We start from the raw sequence: 22,446 nt of genomic DNA on the forward strand, positions 1-22,446 counted from the left end.
GCGCTCAGTTCGTCAGGCCGGCAGCCAGCAGGTCCACGAAGCCGACGTCTTCCTTCGCCACCCCGAAGACCTCGGCCCGCTGGAGCGTGCGCTCGGCCCAGGCCCGGTGGGGCTTCACTTCGTTCATCTTGTTCGTGTACGCCGAGCGCAGCACCCCGCCGCCCCCGCGCTCGGGGCTCAGGATGTCCTGGGCGTCGGTGAACTCCTCGTGGCTGACCACGGACAGGGCGTGGACGGGCGCCACGTGCGACGGGTGGATGCAGGTCTTGCCGAGCAGTCCGTTGGCGCGGTCGAGCTCGATCTCCCGGAGCAGTCCGTCGAGGTCGTGCTCGATGAGCGCCGTACGCAGTTCCTCGGCCCGGCCCTCCAGGAAGGGGCTGCGGCGCAGCTGGGGCTTGAACATGCGCTCCTGGCGGCGGAAGTACTCCCAGACCGGGCCGGTGATCGTGAAGCCGGTGCCGTCGGCGCGGCCGAGCACGTTGACCACGTCGGCGATCACGGAACCGATGATATGGACGTCGTACGCCGTCATGTCGGGGGTGCGGCGCAGTCCGTAGGCCGAGCAGAAGTCGGTGACGCCGAGCCGCAGGGCGAGCACCCGGTCCCGGTACTTGTCGACGCTGCGGGCGATGCCCTGGAGGATTTCGCCGCGCGTCTCCAGATGGAGCAGCTCGGGGGATTCGAGGACCGGCATGGCGAAGAGCCGACGGCCGCACGCCGTCTCGGCCTCGGTGAGTGCCTCCAGGAACTGCCGCCCCCGTTCTTCGGTGAATTTGGGAAGTACGAAACCGGACAACATCCGGACCGAGTCGCCGAGGCGCCGCACCAGGTCGGTGATCTGGGCCGGTTCCCGTACGCGGATGAAGAGCAGCGGCACATCGACGCGCGCCGCGCCCGTCGTGCTCCCGGCGTCGCCCTGTCCCCCGGGAGCAGGCTCCGGGTCCGTGTCCCGGGCAGCCAGCGCGGCGAACTGCCTGATCAGATTGGCTTCGGCTTCGGTCACCTCGGCGTCGTCGATCGAGTCCTCCAGGCACAGCACCATGGAGACGACGCCGCGCCCGGCCTGCTTCAGCACGTCGTCGGCGAGCGACGGGCGGGTGGCCGGGGAGTAGAGCGTGGCTCCCAGGGCGACGGAGAGCATCCGTGCCGGGGAGTCCGCGGTGAAGGTGCAGGGCTCCCGGAAGAACAGGCCCGCGCGGGCAGTGGGCGATATGTGCCCGAAGTGACGCATCATTTTCCCCGAACTGCCTGACGGCCGAACAAACTCATGGCCGGTAATAGTACGTACGGACGGGTGTCAACAGTTCCCCATGTACATGAATTTCCGGTTGCCCGGCCCTGGTCCGACCCCCTCCTGCGGTACCGTCACGCCCTGCCCGCGCCGCCGCCGGGCACGGTCGTGCCGCCCCCCGCGTTGTCCGCACGGGCTCCCAGCAGGCAGGATGACGGTCATGACGCACACGATGCTGAAGGGCTCGAACGTCCCCGTCGAAGCCGCGGCCGTCCGGGCCGTGCTGCGCTGGACCCCGGGCGCCGGGGTTCCCGACGTGGACGCCTCCGCCCTGCTCCTCGGTGCGTCCGGCCGGGTGCGGTCCGATGAGGACTTCGTCTTCTACAACCAGCCCCGGCATCCCTCCGGCCTGGTCCGGCGGCTCCCGAAGCGCAGTGTCCCGGAAGGGCTGACGGACACGGTCGAGGCGGACCTCGGGGCGCTCGACGCGTCGGTGGACCAGGTGGTCATCGCGGCCTCCTCCGACGGAGCCGCCTTCGAACAGGTCCCGGACCTGCGGATACTCCTGTTCGACGCCGCGTTCGCCGAGGGCGAGCCGCTGGCGGTGTTCGACGTCCGGCCGGAGACCGGGGAAGAGACGGCGATCATCTGCGGCGAGCTCTACCGCCGCGGCGAGGGATGGAAGTTCCGCGCGGTCGGCCAGGGCTATCCCACCGGCCTGATCGGCCTGGCCACCGCCTTCGGCATCTCGGTGGACGAGTCGGAGGCCGCGGACGAGTCGGGGGCGGGGAACGGGTCGGAGCCCGCGAGCGAGGCGCAGGCGGTGAACCAGGCGTCGCAGGCGGTGAACCAGGCGCAGGCCGCGCCGGCAGCCGCAGGGCCCCTCCCGGCCGCCGCGCCCCCGCCTGTGGCCGTGCCGCCGGCTACCGGGCCCGACGCCCAGGCCACGGTCCTGCACCAGCAGCCTTCGTACGGCTATCCGCCCCCGGTCGCGTACCCCGCTGCCGCCGCCGCACCCCACCAGCCGGCGTACGGCTATCCGCAGCCTGTCGCCGAGCCGCCCGCGTACGGCTATCCGCAGCCCGCGGCAGCCGCCGCGCACGCGCCCGACCCCCATTTCGTGCTGCCTCCACAAGGTCCGCAGTTCGTCCGGTCCTGAGCCGCCCCGATCCGGTTCCTGAGTTCGCTCTCTCCAGCCCTCACGGCTGCCCGGATCAGGTCCGGGACTTGTAGCCGCGCCCCCACTGCATGCCGTAGCCGTACAGCCGGTCCAGCTCCGACTGGAAGCCGTACACGAACTTCACCTCGCGGCGCACGATCAGCTCGTCCTTGACGTTCTCCAGGGTGAACACCGCGCAGGAGCGGGCCTGTGGTGCGCGTTCGTCCAGCTCGATCTCGATGCGCGGGCCGTTGCCCGGATAGAGCGTGATCTTGGCGTGCGTCCGGTCGAACGCGGGAGTCCGGTCGTAGATGTAGACGAAGAACAGCAGCCGCTTGATCTGGTCGCGCTGGTCGAGGTTGACGTAGACCGTCTCCCCCGAGGGTGCGCCGAACCGGTCGTCGCCGCTGAGCCGGACGTAGGGCGGGCTGTTGAGGTCGCCGATCAGGTTGCCCAGCGGCTGCACGACCCCCTTGGTGCCGTCCGTCAGCTCGTACATGCAGCCGAGGTCCAGGTCGACGTTGACGACGCCCTGGGTGTGCGCCTGGACCACCTCGGGCTGGAAGAGCTTGAGAGGGTGCCGCAGCCTGCCGCTCTGGCGCGAGCGGCCCTCGATGTCCGAGGTCCGCATCCGCCAGGAGAGGTTGACCCGGAGGTTGCCCGACAGGGCGCCCTGTTTGTTGAGCGAGAGCGTGGCGTTCCGTTTGGACAGCACGATGGTGCTCGACGTCGAGTTGCCCGAATCGAACTGCGCCGCGCGCCCCGGCCACAGGCCGTCGAAGAATCCCATACCAACCCCCACCTGTTCCCCGTGCCCCGGACATCACTGCGGGGCGGCCACCGGGCCGGGTCCGGGAGATCCCGGAGAGCCGTCGCCGTGTGGGCCGCCCCGCAGAGAGCGTTCCTCAATCCTTACCGGGTCACACCCCGGAGGACACTTCGGCCTTGCTTCCCGGACCTCCGCCCTCACCGGATTCCGCGGCGAGCGCACGGTTGCGCTTGACCGAGGACCAGAAGGAGAGGGCGATCAGGATCACCCCGACCGAACCGGTGATGAGCTCGTTGATCTCGTACTGGATGGTGATCAGCAGGATGACGGAGAGCGCGCCGATCGCGTAGTGCGCACCGTGCTCCAGGTAGACGTAGTCGTCGAGCGTGCCCTCGCGCACCAGGTAGACGGTGAGCGAACGGACGTACATGGCGCCGATGCCGAGGCCGAGGGCCATCAGCACGATCTCGTTGGTGATCGCGAAGGCGCCGATGACGCCGTCGAAGGAGAACGAGGCGTCCAGCACTTCCAGGTAGAGGAAGAGGAAGAACGCGGCCTTTCCGGCGAGGGCGATCCCGGTGACGGGCTTGCCCTTCTTCTTGGCCTCTTCCTCGGCCTCGTGCTCGCGCTCCTCCTCCTCTTCGAGCTTGCCCTCGAAGAATCCGGAGAGCCCGCCGACGACGAGATAGGTGATCAGACCGGCGATGCCGGAGAGCATGACCGTCGACGCCTTGTCCGCGTGCCCGCCACCGTGCTGGTGGGCGTTGGTCGCGAAGGTCATGGCGGTGATGAGCAGGATGATCAGCGCGACGCAGACCGACAGCATATCGACCTTGCCGAGCTTGCCGAGCGGACGCTCGATCCAGCGCAGCCACTGGATGTCCCGGTCCTCGTCGAAGATGAAGTCGAGGAAGATCATCAGCAGGAACATGCCACCGAAGGCGGCGATCGACGGATGGGCGTCCGTGACCAGTTCCTTGTACCTGTCCGGGTCGTTGAAGGACAGGTCGATGGCCTCGATCGGTCCGAGCTGGGCGCTCACGGCCACGATCACGACGGGGAACACCAGCCGCATGCCGAAAACGGCGATGAGGATGCCGATGGTGAGGAAGATCTTCTGCCAGAAGGCATTCATCTTCTTCAGGATTCCGGCGTTGATCACCGCGTTGTCGAAGGACAGCGAGATCTCCAGGACGGACAGGATCGCGACGATGCCGAAAGCCTGCCACCCCCCGTAGAGGATCGCTGCGACCAGGCCGAGCGCGGTGACCGCGAACGACCAGCCGAAGGTTTTCAGAACCACTGGCTACCCCATCGTGTTATGTAAGGGTCTCCCCCGGTGTGTCGGGGCTCCCCCGCGCCGTGCGCGGCGTTATGAAACGTTGACGCCGAAGTCTAGAGCGATGCCGCGCAGGCCGGACGCGTACCCCTGGCCGACTGCACGGAACTTCCACTCGCCGTTGTACCGGTAGAGCTCTCCGAAGATCATCGCGGTCTCCGTCGAGGCGTCCTCGCTCAGGTCGTAGCGGGCCAGTTCCTGGCCGTCGGCCTGGTTGACCACCCGGATGAAAGCATTACTGACCTGGCCGAACGCCTGGCCCCGGTTGTCCGCTTCGTGGATCGAGACCGGGAAGACGATCTTGTCGCAGTGGGCGGGTACCTCGTCGAGCCGGACGATGACGGACTCGTCGTCGCCGTCGCCCTCCCCGGTGAGGTTGTCGCCGGTGTGCTCGACGGAGCCGTCCGGGCTCGTGAGGTTGTTGTAGAAGACGAACCACTCGTCACCGAGCACCCGGCCCGACTGGCACAGCAGTGCGCTGGCGTCGAGGTCGAAAGCGGCTCCTGTGGTGGAGCGTGCGTCCCAGCCGAGCCCGACCAGCACCTGGGTGAGGTTGGGTGCGACCTTGGTGAGGGAGACATTGCCTCCCTTGGCGAGCGTGACGCCCATGTGTGTCCTCCCCGAGTCGTGTTAAACGTGACCGGGCGCTTTCGACGCCCGGGGGCGGGCGTCGAAAGCGCCCGGTCAGGGGGGTGTCCGGATCTGGTCCGGACACCCCCCTGGGGCCCAGAACGTCAGACGTTGACGCCGAAGTCCTGGGCGATGCCGCGCAGGCCGGAGGCGTACCCCTGGCCGATGGCGCGGAACTTCCACTCGGCGCCGTTGCGGTAGAGCTCGCCGAAGACCATCGCGGTCTCCGTCGAGGCGTCCTCGCTCAGGTCGTAGCGGGCGAGCTCGGTGTTGTCGGCCTGGTTGACCACGCGGATGTACGCGTTGCGGACCTGGCCGAAGCTCTGCTGACGGCTCTCGGCCTCGTAGATCGAGACCGGGAAGACAATCTTGTCGACGTCGGCCGGGACGCCGGCGAGGTTCACCTTGATGACCTCGTCGTCGCCCTCGCCCTCACCGGTGGTGTTGTCACCGGTGTGCTCGACGGATCCGTCGGGGCTCTTCAGGTTGTTGAAGAAGACGAAATTGCCGTCGGCGGCGACCTTGCCCTCGGGGTTCGTCAGCAGCGCGCTGGCGTCGAGGTCGAAGTCACCCCCGGTGGTGGTGCGGGCGTCCCAGCCCAGACCGACGATGACCGCGGTCAGGTTGGGCGCGGCCTTGGTCAGCGAGACGTTGCCGCCCTTGCTGAGGCTGACTCCCACGAGTCCTCCAGTAGTTTTCTCAGGGGCCGGCAGACACCAGCGTCCCCGTCGTTCGTTGGCATCGGTTCAACGATTGGATCCTAGTGACCGGTTCCCGGCCAAAACAGGCTTTTGGCCGGGCGTCGCCAGGAGATCGTCTCAGAGCGCTTCGAGCGCCTTGACGTAGTCGTTCAGGTCGCGGGCGTCCGGCAGGCCGTTGACGACGCTCCAGCGGACGGTGCCCGCCTTGTCGATGACGAAGGTGCCGCGCACCGCGCAGCCCTTGTCCTCGTCGAAGACGCCGTACGCCCGCGAGGTCTCCCCGTGCGGCCAGAAGTCGGACAGCAGCGGGTACTCCAGGCCCTCCTGCTCGGCGAAGACGCGCAGGGTGTGGATGGAGTCGTTGGAGACGGCGAGCAGCTGGGTGTCCTCGTTCTCGAAGCGGGGCAGCTCGTCGCGGAGCGCGCACAGCTCGCCGGTGCAGACGCCGGTGAAGGCGAACGGGTAGAACACCAGCACCACGTTCTTCTCACCGCGGAACTCCGACAGCCGCACGGTCCGGCCGTGGTTGTCCTTGAGCTGGAAGTCCGGGGCCTGACTGCCGACCTCGATCGTCATGGAACACGTATCCCTTCGCCGCTTCTCCGCATCCCGGGCCGCGTCCGTCCGGGTGACACCCACCCTACGCAGGGGTCGCCGGCCGGTTCCGGAGGGGCCGTGGACGTACGAAGGCCCCCACGGGCGCTGTGTGCGTCCGTGAGGGCCTCGGGCCTGCCGTCACCCGCCCGGCGGGCGGGAAGGTGGCCGTCAGGTCCAAAGGTGGTGCAGAGAGTGGTTCAGCGCTTGGCCTTGGCCCCCTTGGGGGTGCCCAGACGGCTGCCCGTCCAGTCCTTGCCCGCGCTGATGCTCTTGGTCTGGGCGAGACCGGCTGTCTGGGCAGCCTCATTGATGTCGCTCGGTTCGACGTATCCGTCACGGCCGGTCTTCGGCGTCATCAGCCAGACCATACCGCCGTCCTCGATCAGACCAATGGCATCCACCAGCGCGTCCGTAAGGTCGCCGTCCTCGTCACGGAACCAGAGCAGGACGACGTCGGCGACGTCGTCGTACTCCTCGTCGACGAGTTCCTGGCCGGTAGTGGCCTCAATGCCCTCACGGAGCTCCAGCTCGACGTCTTCGTCGTAGCCGATCTCCTGGACCACTTGTCCGGGCTCGAACCCCAGGCGTGCTGCCGGGTTGGTCCGCTCCTCCGCGTGGTCCGCGGTCGCGCTCACGGGTTGCCTCCTGATCATGTCTTCGGAAAATGCTGCAGCCACGCGCGTACGCGGGGCGTTGGCCGTAGTCCACACGGGCTCGGCGAATCGCGCAAGTACCCAGCGTGCGAGACCGCCTATACGGTGACGTTCCCTGCCACGTCACCGCACGTTCCGGCTGTCTCCACGGCGGCTCCCCGAGGTCTCCCCGAGTCGCTCCATCCGTTTACGTCCTTCCTCAGCTTATGCGGTTTCGATCCGCCAATCGGAGTCGAACAGCCTTTGGGAACGCTTGGACGCCTTGGGCGTAAGGTTGCGGTTTGCCCGCACCCAGCCGTGTACTGCCCATACTCGTGCCCCGGGGACGACTTTTCGGAACCTCGGGGTTACCCCACGGTAGAGATGACGTTCCGGCCTTCGCGGTAGCACGATGGAGGCGGCGCACACAGAGTTGACACAGTGGTCCGGGGGTTCCCTCCCTCGGAACAGGCCCCGTAGAGCACCACCGAACAGCGAAGGAACAGTGTGGCTTCCGGATCCGATCGCAACCCGATCATCATTGGCGGCCTTCCGAGCCAGGTCCCGGACTTCGATCCCGAGGAAACCCGGGAATGGCTCGACTCCCTCGACGCCGCCGTCGACGAGCGCGGCCGTGAGCGGGCCCGCTACCTGATGCTCCGGCTCATCGAGCGCGCGCGGGAGAAGCGCGTCGCCGTGCCGGAGATGCGCAGCACGGACTACGTGAACACGATCGCCACGAAGGACGAGCCGTTCTTCCCCGGCGACGAGGAGATCGAACGCAAGGTCCTCAACGCGACCCGCTGGAACGCCGCCGTGATGGTCTCGCGGGCGCAGCGTCCCGGGATCGGCGTCGGCGGCCACATCGCGACCTTCGCGTCGTCCGCCTCGCTGTACGACGTGGGCTTCAACCACTTCTTCCGGGGCAAGGACCAGGGCGACGGCGGCGACCAGATCTTCTTCCAGGGGCACGCGTCCCCGGGGATCTACGCCCGCGCGTTCCTGCTGGACCGGCTGAGCGAGGCGCAGCTCGACGCGTTCCGCCAGGAGAAGTCGAAGGCCCCGAACGGGCTGTCCAGCTATCCGCACCCGCGGCTGATGCCGGACTTCTGGGAGTTCCCGACCGTCTCGATGGGCCTCGGCCCGCTCGGCGCGATCTACCAGGCGCGGATGAACCGCTACATGGAGGCGCGCGGTATCGCCGACACCTCCACGTCGCACGTCTGGGCCTATCTGGGCGACGGCGAGATGGACGAGCCGGAGTCGCTGGGCCAGCTGTCCATCGCGGCCCGTGAGGGCCTGGACAACCTGACCTTCGTGGTCAACTGCAACCTCCAGCGGCTCGACGGCCCGGTGCGCGGCAACGGCAAGATCATCCAGGAGCTGGAGTCGCAGTTCCGGGGCGCCGGCTGGAACGTCATCAAGCTGGTCTGGGACCGCTCCTGGGACCCGCTGCTGGCGCAGGACCGCACGGGCATCCTGGTCAACAAGCTGAACACCACGCCGGACGGCCAGTTCCAGACGTACGCCACGGAGACGGGCGCGTACATCCGCGACCACTTCTTCGGCGACGACCCGCGGCTGCGGGACATGGTCAAGGACATGTCCGACCAGCAGATCCTGCACCTGGGCCGCGGCGGTCACGACCACCGCAAGGTCTACGCGGCCTACGCGGCGGCCAAGGCGCACAAGGGCCAGCCGACGGTCATCCTGGCGCAGACGGTCAAGGGCTGGACCCTGGGGCCGAACTTCGAGGGCCGCAACGCGACCCACCAGATGAAGAAGCTCACGGTCCAGGACCTCAAGCGCTTCCGGGACCGGCTGCACATCCCGATCACGGACAAGCAGCTGGACGAGGGCTACCCGCCCTACTACCACCCGGGCCGCGACTCGGAGGAGATCCAGTACATGCACGACCGCCGCCAGGGTCTGGGCGGTTACGTCCCGACCCGGGTGGTGCGTGCGAAGCCGCTTCCGCAGCCCGAGGAAAAGACGTACGCGGCCGCGAAGAAAGGCTCGGGCACGCAGTCGATCGCCACCACCATGGCGTTCGTCCGCATCCTGAAGGACCTCATGCGGGACAAGGAGATCGGCAAGCGCTTCGTGCTGATCGCCCCCGACGAGTACCGCACCTTCGGCATGGACGCGTTCTTCCCGAGTGCGAAGATCTACAACCCCCTTGGCCAGCAGTACGAGGCGGTCGACCGGGATCTTCTGCTCGCGTACAAGGAGTCCCCGACAGGCCAGATGCTGCACGACGGCATCTCCGAGGCGGGCTGCACGGCCTCGCTGATCGCGGCCGGCTCGGCGTACGCCACGCACGGCGAGCCGCTGATCCCGGTGTACGTCTTCTACTCGATGTTCGGGTTCCAGCGCACCGGCGACCAGTTCTGGCAGATGGCCGACCAGCTCGCGCGCGGCTTCGTGCTGGGCGCGACCGCCGGCCGCACGACGCTGACGGGTGAGGGCCTCCAGCACGCGGACGGCCACTCGCAGCTGCTCGCCTCGACGAACCCGGGCTGTGTCGCGTACGACCCGGCGTACGGGTTCGAGATCGCGCACATCATGAAGGACGGGCTGCGCCGGATGTACGGCGAGGCCAACGAGGACGTCTTCTACTACCTCACCGTCTACAACGAGCCGATCCAGCACCCGGCCGAGCCGGAGGACGTGGACGTCGAGGGCATCCTCAAGGGCATCCACCGCTTCAGCACCGGTGAGAAGGGCGAGATCCCGGCCCAGATCATGGCGTCCGGTGTGGCGGTCCCCTGGGCCATGGAGGCGCAGAGGATCCTCGCGGACGAGTGGAACGTCAAGGCGGACGTCTGGTCGGCGACCTCCTGGAACGAGCTGCGCCGCGAGGCGGTGGACGTGGAGCGCCACAACCTCCTGCACCCGGAGGAGGAGCAGCGCGTCCCGTATGTGACCAGGAAGCTCGAAGCGGCCCAGGGCCCGTTCGTGGCGGTCTCGGACTGGATGCGTTCGGTTCCGGACCAGATCGCGCGCTGGGTGCCGGGCGCCTACCAGTCGCTGGGCGCGGACGGCTTCGGTTTCGCGGACACCCGGGGTGCGGCCCGCCGGTTCTTCCACATCGACGCGCAGTCGATCGTGCTGGCGGTCCTCACCGAGCTGGCCAAGGAGGGCAAGATCGACCGGTCGGCCCTGAAGACGGCGGTGGACCGCTACGAGCTGCTGGACGTGGCCGCGGCCGATCCGGGCGCTGCGGGCGGCGACGCGTAGCCGCAGGCAGGAAACGAAACGGCCCGGCGGGGCGGAAACAGCCCGGCGGGGCGGAAGCAAGCCCGGAGGGGCGGTGGCGCGGGAGCGTCGCCGCCCCTCCGGGCCGTTTCCGCCCCGGCGTTTCCGCCGCTCCAGGCGTGTCCGGGATCCTGCACGTCCGGGATCCTGCACGTCCGGGGCTCAGTTCTCCCAGATCTTGAAGGCGCGTACCTGGTACGGGGACCGGGGCGTCCAGGTGCCGCCGCCGGGGTACGTCTCGAACTCCCCCGTCTCCGCGCACTCGGCGGACTGGTAGGTGGTGACGGGCCGTCCGGTGCGGTTGGCGAGGGACTGGGCGTCGCCGCCCTTCGGCAGCGGGGTGCAGCTCTCGATGTCGACGCCGGAGAGCTCGAAGGTGTGGCGGGTCCCGGTGAAGTCGGGCTTCTTCCAGAGGCAGAGCATGCCCGCCTCACAGGTCCCGAGGCCGACGCCCGGGGACCGCTCGGAAGCCGCTGCCGCCCGGTCATGGGCCTGGGCCTGGGCCTGGGGAACGAGCGCGGTGACGGCCAGGGCGGCCGCGGCGAGAACGGTCGTACGCATGATGGATCAACCCCCGTGGTTGGTGCGGTTCTTCCGTGGTTGGTGCGGTTCTTCTGCCGCTCACCCTGAGTCATCGGGCCGACGTGCGGAAGAGGGTGCCGGGTCGCTCCACCCTGATAGGCGAGAGCCCCGCCGAAAGGATTCGGCGGGGCTCTGACCTGCACTGTGTTGACGACCTGCGCCGTACTGACAGCCTGCGCGCCGTACTGACGACCTGCGCTGCGTTGACGGCCTCGCCGTGCTGACGGCCTCGCCGTGCTGACGGCCCGCGCCGCTTCGGGCGTCAGATGTGGCCGGCTCCGGCACCCGCCTCGGCGTTCTCGCCGCGCTTGGTGAGGGTGGCGACGAAGGCGGCGATCACTCCGACGACTCCGGCGACCGTGAAGGCCAGGCCCATTCCGGACATGAAGGTGTCGTGGATGACCCCGCCGATGCGCTCGATGACGTCCGGCGTCATGCCGGGGGCCTTGGCGAGCTCATCCGCCGGGACCATGCCGAACTCGGCGGCCTGCTCCAGCTTCGGGTCGGGCGCGCCGGGCAGGCCCGCGCCCGCCCAGTTGTCCGCGAATTCGGCACTGACCCTGGCGGACATGACCGCGCCGAGAACGGCGGTGCCGAGCGCGCCGCCGACCTGCATGGCGGCCTGCTGGAGGCCGCCGGCCACGCCGGAGAGCTCCATGGGCGCGTTGCCGACGATGACCTCGGTGGCGCCGACCATGACCGGGGCGAGACCGCAGCCGAGCAGGGCGAACCAGAGCGACATCGCGAAGGTGCCGGTGGAATCGCTGAGCGTGGTCATGCCGAACATCGCGGTGGCCGTGCAGACCATGCCGCCGACCAGCGGGACGCGGGGGCCGAACTTGGTGATCAGCAGGCCGGCGACCGGCGAGGAGACGATCATCATGGCGGTCAGCGGCAGCAGATGCAGTCCGCTGTCGACCGGGCTGAGGCCGTGGACGCCCTGGAGGAAGAACGTCACGAAGAAGAGGCCGCCCATGAAGGCGAAGGCCATCAGCATCATGAGGACGACCCCGGCCGTCAACGGGACGGAGCGGAACATCCCCAGCGGGACGAGCGGTTCCTTGACCTTGGTCTCCCACAGGCCGAAGGCGAGGAAGAGCAGGATCGCGAAGCCCAGCCACGCCCAGGTCCGGCCGTCGCCCCAGCCCCAGGACTCACCGGCCTTGATGATGCCCCAGATGAGGGAGAACATCGCGCCGGAGAGCAGCACGATGCCGAGGATGTCGAAGGAGCGCGGCGCGTTGGCGGCGCGGTGGTCCTTGAGGATCACCAGGCCGAAGATGAGCGCGACGACGCCGACCGGCACGTTGATGAAGAAGACCGACTGCCAGCTGACGTGCTCGACGAGCAGACCGCCGACGATCGGACCGCCCGCGGTGGACGCTCCGATGACCATGCCCCAGATGCCGATCGCCATGTTCAGCTTCTCGGCGGGGAAGGTGGCGCGCAGCAGGCCGAGCGCGGCCGGCATCAGCAGGGCTCCGAAGAGGCCCTGGAGCACGCGGAAGAGAACGACCAGCGAGATCTCGCTGGAGAGACCGATCGCACCGGAGGCGAGGGCGAAGCCCGCGATACCGATGAGGAAGGTCTGGCGATGGCCGAAGCGGTCGCCCAGCTTGCCCGCGGTGATCAGGGCGACGGCGAGGGCGAGCAGATAGCCGTTGGTGATCCACTGGACGTCAGCGAGCGAGGCGCCGAGGTCCTTCTGGATCGCGGGGTTAGCGATGGCGACGATGGTGCCGTCGAGGGCGACCATCATCACGCCGATGGCGACGGCGAACAGGGTCAGCCAGGGGTGGCCGCGCAGCCCCTTGACCGGGGCGGGTGCCGCGTTGTCCCCGGGCTCCCGCGGCGCCTTCTCGACGGTGGTCTGACTAGTCATACGGCGAGACTAGTGACAGCCGCTGACAGTTGACAAACCAAATTCACAAGTCAGTAACTGTCACGTAGCTCACACCCAGCGCGCAGGTATGCTGAGCTGGACAAATACAGGAAAAGAGGGGCCGGTACGTGACCGACGGGCAAGCAGTCGAGCCCCGAGCCGGACTGCGCGAACGCAAGAAACAGCGCACCCGTGACGCCTTGCTGCGCGCCGCCCTCGAACTGTTCACCACCCAGGGGTACGAACGCACCACCGTCGACGAGATCGTCGACGCCGTGGAGGTCTCCCAGCGCACCTTCTTCCGCTACTTCGCGAACAAGGAGGAGACGGCCTTCGCCGTCCAGGAGGTGGTCGAGTCCCGCTTCATCGAGGAGCTGCGCCGGCGCCCTGCGGGCGAAGCGCCCTTCGAGGCCATGCGCCGGGCGGTGCTGTGCGCGTGGAACAGCATCGGCGAGGCGATCGAGGAGGCTGTCACCGTCGATCTCCATATGCGGACCTATCAGATGATCGAGTCGACTCCCTCCCTGCTCGCCGCCCATATGCGGCGCGGGATCGCCCTGGAGGACGAGATCGCCCGGCTGATCGCGGAGCGCGAGGGGCTCGACGTGGAGCGGGACCCCCGGCCACGGGTGGCCGTCGCCGCGTTCTCCGGGGTGATGCGGGTGACCGGCCAGCTGTGGGGCCAGGGGCTCGACCCGAGCGTGGAGGCGCTGCGCGATCTGACCGAGGAGTATCTCGACCAGCTCGTCCCGGCCCTCGCCCAGGACTGGCGTCACGAATCCCGGGACGCGCGCCAGGAATCCCAGGACTGACGTCGGGAAGCCCAGGACCGGCGCCGGGAGCCCGGGAGCGGTGCCAGGAAGCCCGGGACCGGCGTCGGGAAGCCCGGGACCGGTGCCAGGAATAGCGCACTCCCGGGGCAGCGGTGACCCTGTGTGAGAAATCCGGGGTGAATCCTTCGCGGACGGGTGATGTACGTCACCCGCATCACGGTGGCCCGCACGCGTCTCCTAGGGTGTGGCGCAGTGACTTCTTTCGACTCCTCCCCGACATTGACCGCATGGCGCGCACTGCTCGCCGTAACGGTGGTGTTCGTGATGCTGGCGACGACGGGCTGGAGCGCCGTCCGTGATCAGCGCCCTGACGGGCCGCGCGAGCTGGCACTCGCCTCCTGGGCGCGGGACCGCATAGCGGGCCGCTCGCTGCCGGACGCCGACTCCCCCGCCTACCGGTTGGCGCACTTCTTCGCCACGCTCACCTCGGGGCAGCGGATCGCGCTCGCGGACACGTACCCGTCGGTGGTGGGGAATCTGAACGGCGCACCGGTGACACTGCGCTACCACGCCAACCGGGTGGCCCTCAGACAGTCCGTGGCCGTGGAGAAGGTACGGGCGCGCGACGAGAAACTCTCGCCGGACGGGCGCGGTGAGGCGAAGGCGCGGCTCGGCCGGTTCCGGTCGATGCTCGCGGGCAAGCGCCAGATCCTGGCCTTCGATCCGTCCGGGAAGGGCCGTGCGGCCGAGGTGTTCGGGAATCTCGACCGGGCCGCCCGGGTCTCCGTGGTCGTCCCGGGTGTCGACACGCATCTGCTGACCCTGGAGCGCGGCAAGCGCGCGAACTCGGCCCCCGTCGGTATGGCCAAGTCCCTGTACGGGGCGGAGCGCTCGGCCTCCCCGGGCACTCGTACGGCCGTCATCGCGTGGGCCGACTACACCGCCCCGGCCGGTCTCGGCATGGACGCGGCGCTGGGCGGGCTCGCGGCGGACGGTGCGGTCCGGCTGAACGCGATGGTCGGCGCGCTGCCCGGCGCGTCGAGCGTCTCGCTGTTCTGCCACAGCTACGGCTCCGTGGTGTGCGGGGTGGCCGCGCACCGGGCCCCCGACCGGGTGGCCGACATCGCGGTCGCGGGGAGCCCCGGCATGCGGGCCGCCAACGCCGGGCAGTTGGAGACCGGCGCCCGGATCTGGGCGACGCGGGACGGGGACGACTGGATCGAGGACGTACCGCATCTGGAGTTCGGCGGGATCGGTCACGGGGCCGACCCGGTCGACCCGGCCTTCGGCGCGCGGATCGTCTCGGCGGCCGGGGCCGCCGGGCACAGCGGCTACTTCGAACCGGGCACCGAGAGCCTGGACAACTTCGCCGCGATCGGCGTCGGAGCGTACGGATCGGTCAGCTGCGCGAGTGCCGACAGCGCATGCCACAGCGGTATTTCCGGCGAGCGGGACGGCTGACGCGCGTAGAAGATCGTGTCGGGCGGATTAATGGGGACTTACTCCGAGGGGGGACGCGGGCGACTGTGCCGCATACGATGAGGCACATGGGTGATGTGCTGGCCGGAATTCATGCCACCTGGGAGTTCGACACCGACTCCGTGCTCATCCGCTTCGAACGGGGTATCCGCACACCGAAGCTCTTCCAGAGCCTGCGGGAACGCCGCATCCCGTATGCGGCGCTGTCGTCGGTGACGCTGACCCCGGGCAAGCGGAGCACGGTGGTCCTGCGTGCCGTGCCGCGACCGGGTGCCGATCCCCTGGTGGAGGCTGCCTCCGGGCAGCTCAAGGAGGGGTGCGACCCGTATCGTCTAGTGCTTCCGGCGGAGCGGGAGGTGCTCGCCGAGTACTACGCGGAGGAGCTGCGGGCCCTGCTGGACCCGGCGTCCGGCGAGCGGGCCGACCGCTTCCTGGTGGCGGCCCCCGAGGCCCCGATGAACTTCAAGGCGTACGACGGCCGGGCCAGCTTCGACGGCGAGCGGATCTCCTTCCGGTGGTCCTGGACCGGGGCGTCCAGCGCCAAGTGGAAGGCCGGCGACCAGACCTTCCGCGTGAGCGAACTGGCCGGAATCGTGTGGCGCTCGCCCGAGGCGCTGGACGGTTATCTGCGTCTGGTGCCCCGCGCGGCGGCCCCGGTCGACCACCGCGCCGGCGGCAGCCTGGGCGATCTGCACGGCCCCGGCGGTGCCGCATCCGCGGACGGCGGCATACCGGCCGCCCGGCCCGCCGACCCCGCCGACCCCGCCGGGCCCCCGCCCGCCGGCGCGGACCAGGATCCGGCGGCCGTGCTGTTCGGCCTGGGCTACGGGCCGGTGCACGAGTCGCTGCCCTTCGCCGCCGCCGTCCTGGAGTCCGTACGCAGGACCCAGCCGGCGCCCGCCGTCTCCGCCCCGGTCCTGGTGAACGCCGGGCGGCGCGATCCGGCGGACATCGCCGAGCGGATACACCACCTCGGCGAGCTGCATCGGGCCGGGCTGGTGACGGACGCCGAGTACACCGCGAAGAAGGCCCAACTGCTCGCGGAGCTGTGACCCGTACCCAACATCCCGTGCCAGGGCACCCCGTACCGGGCGTCCCGTACCAGGGCACCCCGTACCGGGGTATGAGGCGAGCCGGCCGAGGGTCGGAACCCCGGTATGACGTCCTCGGCCCCCCGGTCTGCCTAGGCTGACCGGGCCATGTCCACTACCTCCTCCCCCGCCGGGCCCCGCCGCCCGCCGACGGCCTGCTGAGCGCCGCCCGCCGCAATCTGCGCGAGCTCGCCCACGGGCTGTCCCACGCGTCCCATCCGTCCACCCCACTGCTGGCAGAAGCCCCCAAGCGGTGGCAGCGGCTGCTGCCGTACGCCGTGGTGCTCGCGCTGACCGCGACCTTCATCCCGGTCACCATCAACGTCCTGACCACGCAGTACGGCGTGCCCGGCGCCTTGGCCGGGGCGCTCGGGGTGGCCCAGGCGGCCCCCCTGCTGATGCTGGCCCATCGGCCCCTCCAGGCGTGGTGGATCATCTTCGCGGCCGACATCGTGGGCGCGCTGGTGCTGCTGGCGTACCCCGACGAGCGGCACGACGTCTGGCCGTGGATCCCCCCGGTGCTGGTCGCGTACCTCTTCCTGCTGCTGGCACTCGGTCTGCGCGAGACCCGGCGGACGGTGGTCGCCGTGTGGGTGGCGACGGGTGCGGCCGGTCTTGTGCTGCATCTGATCGCGCCGGCGGACCGCGACACCGGCAGCGCTCTGCTGCTGCCGATCCTCGGCGCGGTGGTCCTGGTGATCGGCGGGGCGGTACGGGAGCGCAGCGAGGCGACCCGGCGGCTGGCCGAGCAGGAGACGATCAGTGAGGCGGAGCGGGCGCAGCGCACGCTGCTGGAGGAGCGGACCCGGATCGCCCGTGAGCTGCACGACGTGGTCGCGCACCACATGTCGGTGATCACCGTGCAGGCCGATTCCGCGCCGTACCGGATCGATGGGCTGCCGAAGGCCGCCGAGGAGGAGTTCACGGCCATCGCGGCGGCCGCGCGGGAGTCCCTCGGCGAGATGCGGCGGCTGCTGTCGGTGCTGCGCAGCGACGGCACCGAGGGCGACCGGGCGCCGCAGCCGGGTCTGGACCGGCTCCAGCAGCTGGTGGAGGCGACGGTACGGGCCGGGCTGCCGGCGGAGCTGTCGCTCGGAGCCGACCTGGGCGAGGTGCCGCCCGCGGTGGATCTGTCGGCGTATCGGATCGTGCAGGAGGCGCTGGCCAATGTGGTGCGGCACGCGCCCGGGGCCCGCACCCAGGTCTCGGTCCGGGTGACCGCGGGCCATCTGAACGTGCTGGTGGTCAACGGGCCCGCGCCCAGGCCCGCTTCACCGCTGGAGAGCGCCGGGACCGGGCACGGGCTGGTGGGGATGCGGGAGCGCGTACGGTTGACCGGCGGCACGCTGGACACCGGGCCGCTGCCCGACGGCGGGTTCCGGGTGGCCGCCCGGATGCCGCTGCCCCCGGCCAAGCCGCCGTCCGTTCCACCCCCTTCGGAGGACCTGTGACCATCCGCGTGATCATCGTCGACGACCAGGCCATGGTGCGGGCCGGGTTCGCGGCGCTGCTGTCGGCGCAGAGCGACATCGACGTGGTGGGTGAGGCGGCGGACGGCCGCCAGGGCGTCGACGTCAGCCGCAGCCAGCATCCCGACGTCGTCCTGATGGACGTCCGGATGCCGGAGATGGACGGACTGGCCGCCGCGCGCGAGCTGTTGAACCCGCCGGTGGGCGTGGTGCACCGGCCGAAGGTCCTGATGCTCACCACGTTCGACGTCGACGACTATGTGTACGAGGCGCTGCGCGCCGGGGCGTCCGGATTCCTGCTGAAGGACGCCCCGCCCGCCGATCTGATCGCGGCGGTACGGGTGGTGGCCGCCGGGGACGCGCTGCTCGCGCCCTCGGTGACCCGGCGGCTGATCGCGGACTTCGCGGCGCAGCGGCCCTCGGGAGCGGCGCGCGGCGGCCAGGCGCTCCGGTTGAACGGGCTCACCCCTCGCGAGAGCGAAGTGCTGGAGCTGATCGCCCGGGGACTGTCGAACCAGGAGATCGCGGGGCGCCTCGTGCTGGCCGAGCAGACCGTCAAGACGCACATCGGGCGGGTGCTGGCCAAGCTGGACCTGCGGGACCGGGCGCAGGCGGTGATCTTCGCGTACGAGTCGGGTCTGGTGACGCCGGGGGACGCGGGGGCGTAGCCCTTGGCCAGGGCCTGGCCCACCCCCTACCCCGGTATCACCGCGTAGTTGGCCCTCCGGTGTGACGTCGTGCCACCCGTCCTCTTCCTACCTTCCTCCCGGTCGCACCGCCCGGTGCGGCTCCAAAGAGGGAGGGCACGATGCGTCGATACGCGAGGACCGTGGTCGCGTTCGCACTGGCCACCAGTGTGGTGGCAGGGACCGCGGGCTGGGTTTCGGGAGATGCGCAGCAGGCGCTGACCGGGCCGCCGCCGGGCACCGCGCAGTGGCGGGCGGACGGGACGCCGGGGGCGGAGCTGCCCGATCCGGAGCGCTCGACGCCCACCGAAATCGCGGAGTTCTTCGCCGGGTTGAGCACCCAGGAGCGGCAACTGCTGGTGCTGCGGCATCCGTCCGTCGTCGGGAATCTCGACGGGGCGCCGCTGGAACTGCGTTACCACGCCAACTCCCTCGCGCTGATCGCCGCCGACGACCCCCGCTACCGCTCGCTGGCCGCTCCCGGACGCCGGATCCTCGCGTTCGATCCGCGTGGGCGCGGCCTGGTCGCCGAGGTGTTCGGGGACCTGCGCGCGGCGGAACGGGTCTCGGTGGTGGTGCCGGGGTCCGACAACGACGCCGGGACCTTCGACCGGAGGGTGGCCGCCCACGGAGCCCCCGCCGGGATGGCCAGAACCCTGCACGAGGAGGCGGGTCCGCGGACGGCCGTCATCGCCTGGGCCGGGTACACCACCCCCGTCGGCGTCGGGGTCGACGCGGCGACCGGGCGGCTCGCGGAGGCGGGCGCCGGGCGGCTGACCCGGTTCGCGGAGGGCCTGACGGCGGACGGGCTGCCCGAGCCCGCCGTGTTCTGCCACAGCTACGGCTCGGTGGTCTGCGGCCTGGCCGCGCACCGCCTGCCCGCCACCGACCTGGTGGTCCTCGGCTCCCCCGGCATGCGGGCCGACGACGTGGGCGCGCTGCGGACGAAGGCCCGGGTGTGGGCGGCGAAGGACCCGACCGACTGGATCGACGACGTGCCGAACGTGCGCTTCGCGGGGCTCGGCCACGGGGCGGACCCGGCAGACCCGGCGTTCGGCGCCCGCCGCGTACCGGCGGAGGAGGCCCGGGGCCACGCCGGTTACTTCGCGCCCGGGACGGACTCGCTGCGGGCCTTCGCCGCCATCGCGCGCGGCGACGCGGAGGCGGTCGGGACGACAGACGCGGATGGCGCGCAGGCAGTCGGGACGACAGGCGGGCAGGCGGTCGGGACGACAGGTGCGCAGGCAGCCACGACGACAGCCGCGCAGGCAGCCGCAATGGCAGACGCGGAAGGCACGCAGGCCCTCGAAGCCGCGACCGGCACGGACGCCCCGGAAGGCGCGGCCCGATGAACGCCGTACGGAAGGATCCCCTGCGGAGGACCGCCGTACCGGAGAACCCCCCGCGGAGGACCGCCGTACGGGACGACGTCCGGCGGCTCGCCGCCCGTATCGACTCCTCCACCCCCGCCCACCGCGACCGCGCGATCGACGGCCTGCGGGCCCTGGCCCTGCTCGCCGTGCCGCTCGGCCACTGGATGCTCGGCGGGTTCCGGCTCGACGCCGACGGCCTGCACAACGCGAGCCCGCTCTCGGCGTTCGGGGGGTTCGCGCCGGTCAGCTGGGTGCTCCAGATGCTGGGGATCTTCTTCCTGGTCGGCGGGTACGCCTCGGTGCTCTCCTACCGCCGCCGGACCTCGACGACGGCCGCCTGGCTGGGCGGCCGACTGGCCCGCCTCGGCCGGCCGGTGCTCGGGGTGAGCGCCGTGTGGGCGGTGCTGCTCTGCGCGCTGTCCGCGCTGGGCGTGCCCGGCGACACCCTGCGTACGGCATCGACGCTGGTGATCCAGCCGCTCTGGTTCGTCGGGGTGTACACCGTGGTCACGGCCCTCACCCCGCTCTGCGTGCGGCTGGCGCGACGGCTCGGCGGCTGGGCGGCGCTGCCGCTGCTGGCGTCGGTCGCGGTGGTGGACTTCCTGCGCTACGGGCCCTTCGCGGAGGCGATGCCGTCCTGGCTGAGCGCACTCAACATCCTGCCCGGTTGGCTCTTCGCGTATCAGCTCGGCGTGTCCTGGGGCGAGGGCCGGATCCAGAAGCGGGGGGCCCAACTGCTGCTGATCGGCGGCGGGGTGCTGTTCGCCGCGCTGCTGCTCGCCTTCCACTACCCGGCGTCGATGGTCGGCGTGCCGGGCGAGGCGCGGACGAACTCGCATCCGCCGTCGCTGCTGGTGGTGGCACTGGCGGCGGCGCAGAGCGGGGCGGCGATCCTGGTGCGCGACCGGCTCGGGCGGCTGCTGCGCACGCCGCTGCTCTGGGCGCCGGTCGTGGTGATCAACCTGTCCGCGATGACGATCCTGTGCTGGCACCAGACAGCGATGCTGGCCGCCGCCGTACCGGCCTCGCTCGCGGGGGCGGCGGGCGCGGCGGTGGCGGGGCTGACGACCGCGCCGGACACGGCGGTCTGGATCCTCGCCCGGATCGCGTGGTTGCCGGTGTTCGCCGGGCTGCTGGTGCTGATCGCCCGGTACGCGCGCCGCTTCGAGGCCCCGTGGCAGTCGGGCACCCGCGCCGCGAACGCCCGCCGCGCGCTGGCGGGGCTGCTCGCGGCGGGGTTCGCGGTGTTCGCGCTGGGGCTGGCGTGAGGCCTCCGGGCTCCTTGTGGCGACTACTCCCGCGCCGCCGACGTCAGGCTCATGTCCGGGTACCGGTCCCCCGCCACCCGGCCCGCGATCGGCTCCAGCAGGGCCAGCTCGTCGGCCGTCAGCGTCAGCCGGGTCGCCGCCACGTTCTCCATCAGACGGCTGCGCTTACGGGTGCCGGGGATCGGGACCACGTTCAGCCCGTGCACCTGGGCGCGCTGCTGGACCCAGGCGAGGGCCACCTGCGCGGCGGTCACTCCGTGCGTGGCGGCGATCTTGCGGACGGGCTCGAGCAGGGCCGCGTTCGTCCGGGCGTTGTCGCCGGTGAACCGGGGCTGGTGGGCACGGAAGTCGTTCGCCGCGAGGTCCTTGCCCGCGTCGGTGAAGGCCCCGGTGAGGAAGCCCCGGCCGAGCGGGGAGTAGGGGACGAGCGTGACGCCCAGCTCGGCCGCCGCGCCGACGGCGCTCTTCTCGACGTCCCGGCTGAAGAGGGACCACTCCGACTGGAGGGCGGCGATCGGGTGCACGGCGTGCGCCTCGCGCAGCTCGGGACCGGTCACCTCACTGAGCCCGAGCTGCCTGACCTTGCCCTGCTGGATCAGCTCCGCCATCGCGCCGACCGATTCGGCGAAGGGGACGGCCGGGTCGCGGCGGTGCATGTAGTAGAGGTCGATGACGTCCGTGTTCAGCCGGCGCAGGCTCGCTTCGACGGAGGTGCGGATGTACGCGGGGTCGTTGCTCACACCCCGGTACCCCGGGTCGTCGGAGCGCACCAGCGCGAACTTGGTGGCGAGCGTGATCGCGTCCCGGTGAGCGTTCACGAACGGCGCGAGGAACTCCTCGTTGGCCCCGCGCCCGTAGACGTCGGCGGTGTCGAAGAACGTGACGCCCGCCTCCAGCGCCGCGTCGAGGGTGTCCCGGGCGGAGAGCTCGTCGGTGTCACCGTAGAACTCGCTCATGCCCATGCAGCCGAGGCCCTGGACGCCGACCCGCGGTCCTCCGGTGCCGAGCTCCGTGGTGGCGATCTTGTCAACTGTCATCAGGCACTGTGCCTCTCCGGCGCCCTGCGGGCGCCCGCGTAGAACTCGATCTTGTAGTCGAGGACGGCGAGGGTGTCGTGGAGCTCCGCGATCCGCGTGATCACATCGCGGCGGGTCGCCTCCAGCAGCTCCTGCCGCTCCTCGAAGGTGGACTCGCCCTCGCGCAGCAGCTCCGCGTACCGCACCATGTCGGCGACGGGCATCCCGGTCAGCCGCAGCTTGCCGACGAAGGCCAGCCAGTCCAGGTCGCGGTTGCTGAAGCGGCGCTGGCCGGTATGCGAGCGGTCGACGTGGGGCATCAGCCCGACGCGCTCGTACCAGCGCAGGGTGTGCGCGGTGAGCCCGGTGAGGGCGACGACCTCACTGATGGTGTAGCTGTCCTTGCCCCGCGCGGTTCCGTCGGTTCCGTCGATCACCGTCATGCCCACCACGCTAGATCCTTGGAGTGCACTCGAAGCAAGCGGAACGCCGGTGGGCCTGGACGCGTGGA

19 protein-coding genes and 1 pseudogene are annotated in these 22,446 nt (G+C 70.4%); 9 read left to right on the top strand and 11 right to left on the bottom strand.

What is annotated here, in order from left to right; all coding sequences use genetic code 11:
• Nucleotides 1-4 precede the first annotated feature (4 nt).
• On the bottom strand, nt 5-1,231 hold the full coding sequence (locus ACGF2Y_RS05945; protein WP_392943688.1) for an HpcH/HpaI aldolase/citrate lyase family protein: 1,227 nt from the start codon (nt 1,229-1,231) through the stop codon (nt 5-7).
• Between the two features lie 220 nt (nt 1,232-1,451).
• On the opposite strand from ACGF2Y_RS05945, the gene ACGF2Y_RS05950 reads away from it, so the two are divergent.
• Nucleotides 1,452-2,390 (top strand): TerD family protein, encoded by a 939-nt coding sequence (locus ACGF2Y_RS05950; RefSeq protein ID WP_392943469.1) that lies wholly within the window; start codon nt 1,452-1,454, stop codon nt 2,388-2,390.
• Between the two features lie 55 nt (nt 2,391-2,445).
• On the opposite strand, the gene ACGF2Y_RS05955 is transcribed toward ACGF2Y_RS05950, so the two are convergent.
• The 6 genes from ACGF2Y_RS05955 to ACGF2Y_RS05980 form a co-directional block, all read right to left on the bottom strand.
• On the bottom strand, nt 2,446-3,180 hold the full coding sequence (locus tag ACGF2Y_RS05955) for a Tellurium resistance (protein ID WP_392943470.1): 735 nt from the start codon (nt 3,178-3,180) through the stop codon (nt 2,446-2,448).
• Between the two features lie 130 nt (nt 3,181-3,310).
• Nucleotides 3,311-4,462, bottom strand: a complete 1,152-nt coding sequence (locus tag ACGF2Y_RS05960) for a DUF475 domain-containing protein (protein ID WP_392943471.1) — start codon at nt 4,460-4,462, stop codon at nt 3,311-3,313.
• A 69-nt stretch (nt 4,463-4,531) separates the two neighbouring features.
• Complete coding sequence (locus ACGF2Y_RS05965) at nt 4,532-5,107, bottom strand: TerD family protein (protein ID WP_392943472.1); 576 nt, start codon at nt 5,105-5,107, stop codon at nt 4,532-4,534.
• Nucleotides 5,108-5,232: 125 nt separating this feature from the next.
• Nucleotides 5,233-5,808 carry a TerD family protein gene (locus ACGF2Y_RS05970; protein WP_030592959.1) on the bottom strand — a complete coding sequence of 192 codons (576 nt, stop codon included), beginning with the start codon at nt 5,806-5,808 and terminating at the stop codon, nt 5,233-5,235.
• A 138-nt stretch (nt 5,809-5,946) separates the two neighbouring features.
• Nucleotides 5,947-6,405: a peroxiredoxin gene (locus tag ACGF2Y_RS05975; RefSeq protein ID WP_392943473.1), complete on the bottom strand. Its 459-nt coding sequence runs from the start codon at nt 6,403-6,405 to the stop codon at nt 5,947-5,949.
• Nucleotides 6,406-6,623: 218 nt separating this feature from the next.
• Nucleotides 6,624-7,061: a DUF3052 domain-containing protein gene (locus ACGF2Y_RS05980; protein WP_392943474.1), complete on the bottom strand. Its 438-nt coding sequence runs from the start codon at nt 7,059-7,061 to the stop codon at nt 6,624-6,626.
• A gap of 504 nt (nt 7,062-7,565) precedes the next feature.
• On the opposite strand from ACGF2Y_RS05980, the gene aceE reads away from it, so the two are divergent.
• The gene (gene aceE / locus ACGF2Y_RS05985) at nt 7,566-10,298 is read left to right on the top strand and encodes a pyruvate dehydrogenase (acetyl-transferring), homodimeric type (RefSeq protein WP_392943475.1); all 2,733 of its coding nucleotides are present in this window, start codon (nt 7,566-7,568) and stop codon (nt 10,296-10,298) included.
• A 180-nt stretch (nt 10,299-10,478) separates the two neighbouring features.
• Here the strand turns inward: aceE and ACGF2Y_RS05990 are convergent, their stop codons facing one another.
• Nucleotides 10,479-10,877 (bottom strand): peptidase inhibitor family I36 protein, encoded by a 399-nt coding sequence (locus tag ACGF2Y_RS05990; RefSeq protein ID WP_392943476.1) that lies wholly within the window; start codon nt 10,875-10,877, stop codon nt 10,479-10,481.
• A 283-nt stretch (nt 10,878-11,160) separates the two neighbouring features.
• Entirely contained in the window at nt 11,161-12,780 is a 1,620-nt protein-coding gene (locus ACGF2Y_RS05995) for an MFS transporter (protein WP_392943477.1), read from the bottom strand.
• 128 nt (nt 12,781-12,908) lie between these two features.
• On the opposite strand from ACGF2Y_RS05995, the gene ACGF2Y_RS06000 reads away from it, so the two are divergent.
• From ACGF2Y_RS06000 to ACGF2Y_RS06030, 7 genes and pseudogenes are all read left to right on the top strand, one after another.
• Nucleotides 12,909-13,592: a TetR/AcrR family transcriptional regulator gene (locus ACGF2Y_RS06000; RefSeq protein WP_392943478.1), complete on the top strand. Its 684-nt coding sequence runs from the start codon at nt 12,909-12,911 to the stop codon at nt 13,590-13,592.
• 213 nt (nt 13,593-13,805) lie between these two features.
• Nucleotides 13,806-15,014 carry an alpha/beta hydrolase gene (locus ACGF2Y_RS06005; protein ID WP_392943479.1) on the top strand — a complete coding sequence of 403 codons (1,209 nt, stop codon included), beginning with the start codon at nt 13,806-13,808 and terminating at the stop codon, nt 15,012-15,014.
• Between the two features lie 86 nt (nt 15,015-15,100).
• Complete coding sequence (locus ACGF2Y_RS06010; RefSeq protein ID WP_392943480.1) at nt 15,101-16,084, top strand: DUF4429 domain-containing protein; 984 nt, start codon at nt 15,101-15,103, stop codon at nt 16,082-16,084.
• 147 nt (nt 16,085-16,231) lie between these two features.
• Nucleotides 16,232-17,574, top strand: a pseudogene (locus ACGF2Y_RS06015) (sensor histidine kinase).
• Entirely contained in the window at nt 17,571-18,260 is a 690-nt protein-coding gene (locus ACGF2Y_RS06020; RefSeq protein ID WP_392943481.1) for a response regulator, read from the top strand. Before ACGF2Y_RS06015 ends, ACGF2Y_RS06020 begins: the two are co-directional and overlap by 4 nt.
• Nucleotides 18,261-18,400: 140 nt before the next feature.
• Nucleotides 18,401-19,630 carry an alpha/beta hydrolase gene (locus ACGF2Y_RS06025; RefSeq protein WP_392943482.1) on the top strand — a complete coding sequence of 410 codons (1,230 nt, stop codon included), beginning with the start codon at nt 18,401-18,403 and terminating at the stop codon, nt 19,628-19,630.
• The gene (locus tag ACGF2Y_RS06030) at nt 19,627-20,919 is read left to right on the top strand and encodes an acyltransferase (RefSeq protein ID WP_392943483.1); all 1,293 of its coding nucleotides are present in this window, start codon (nt 19,627-19,629) and stop codon (nt 20,917-20,919) included. The genes ACGF2Y_RS06025 and ACGF2Y_RS06030 overlap by 4 nt, the downstream gene beginning before the upstream one ends.
• Before the next feature lie 23 nt (nt 20,920-20,942).
• On the opposite strand, the gene ACGF2Y_RS06035 is transcribed toward ACGF2Y_RS06030, so the two are convergent.
• On the bottom strand, nt 20,943-21,956 hold the full coding sequence (locus ACGF2Y_RS06035) for an aldo/keto reductase (protein WP_392943484.1): 1,014 nt from the start codon (nt 21,954-21,956) through the stop codon (nt 20,943-20,945).
• Entirely contained in the window at nt 21,956-22,378 is a 423-nt protein-coding gene (locus ACGF2Y_RS06040) for a MerR family transcriptional regulator (protein ID WP_392943485.1), read from the bottom strand. The genes ACGF2Y_RS06035 and ACGF2Y_RS06040 overlap by 1 nt, the downstream gene beginning before the upstream one ends.
• Between the last annotated feature and the right edge of the window lie 68 nt (nt 22,379-22,446).

Origin of the sequence: Streptomyces sp. NPDC048142 (assembly GCF_043202835.1) — a bacterium.
In the GTDB taxonomy this organism is placed as follows: Bacteria; Actinomycetota; Actinomycetes; order Streptomycetales; family Streptomycetaceae; genus Streptomyces.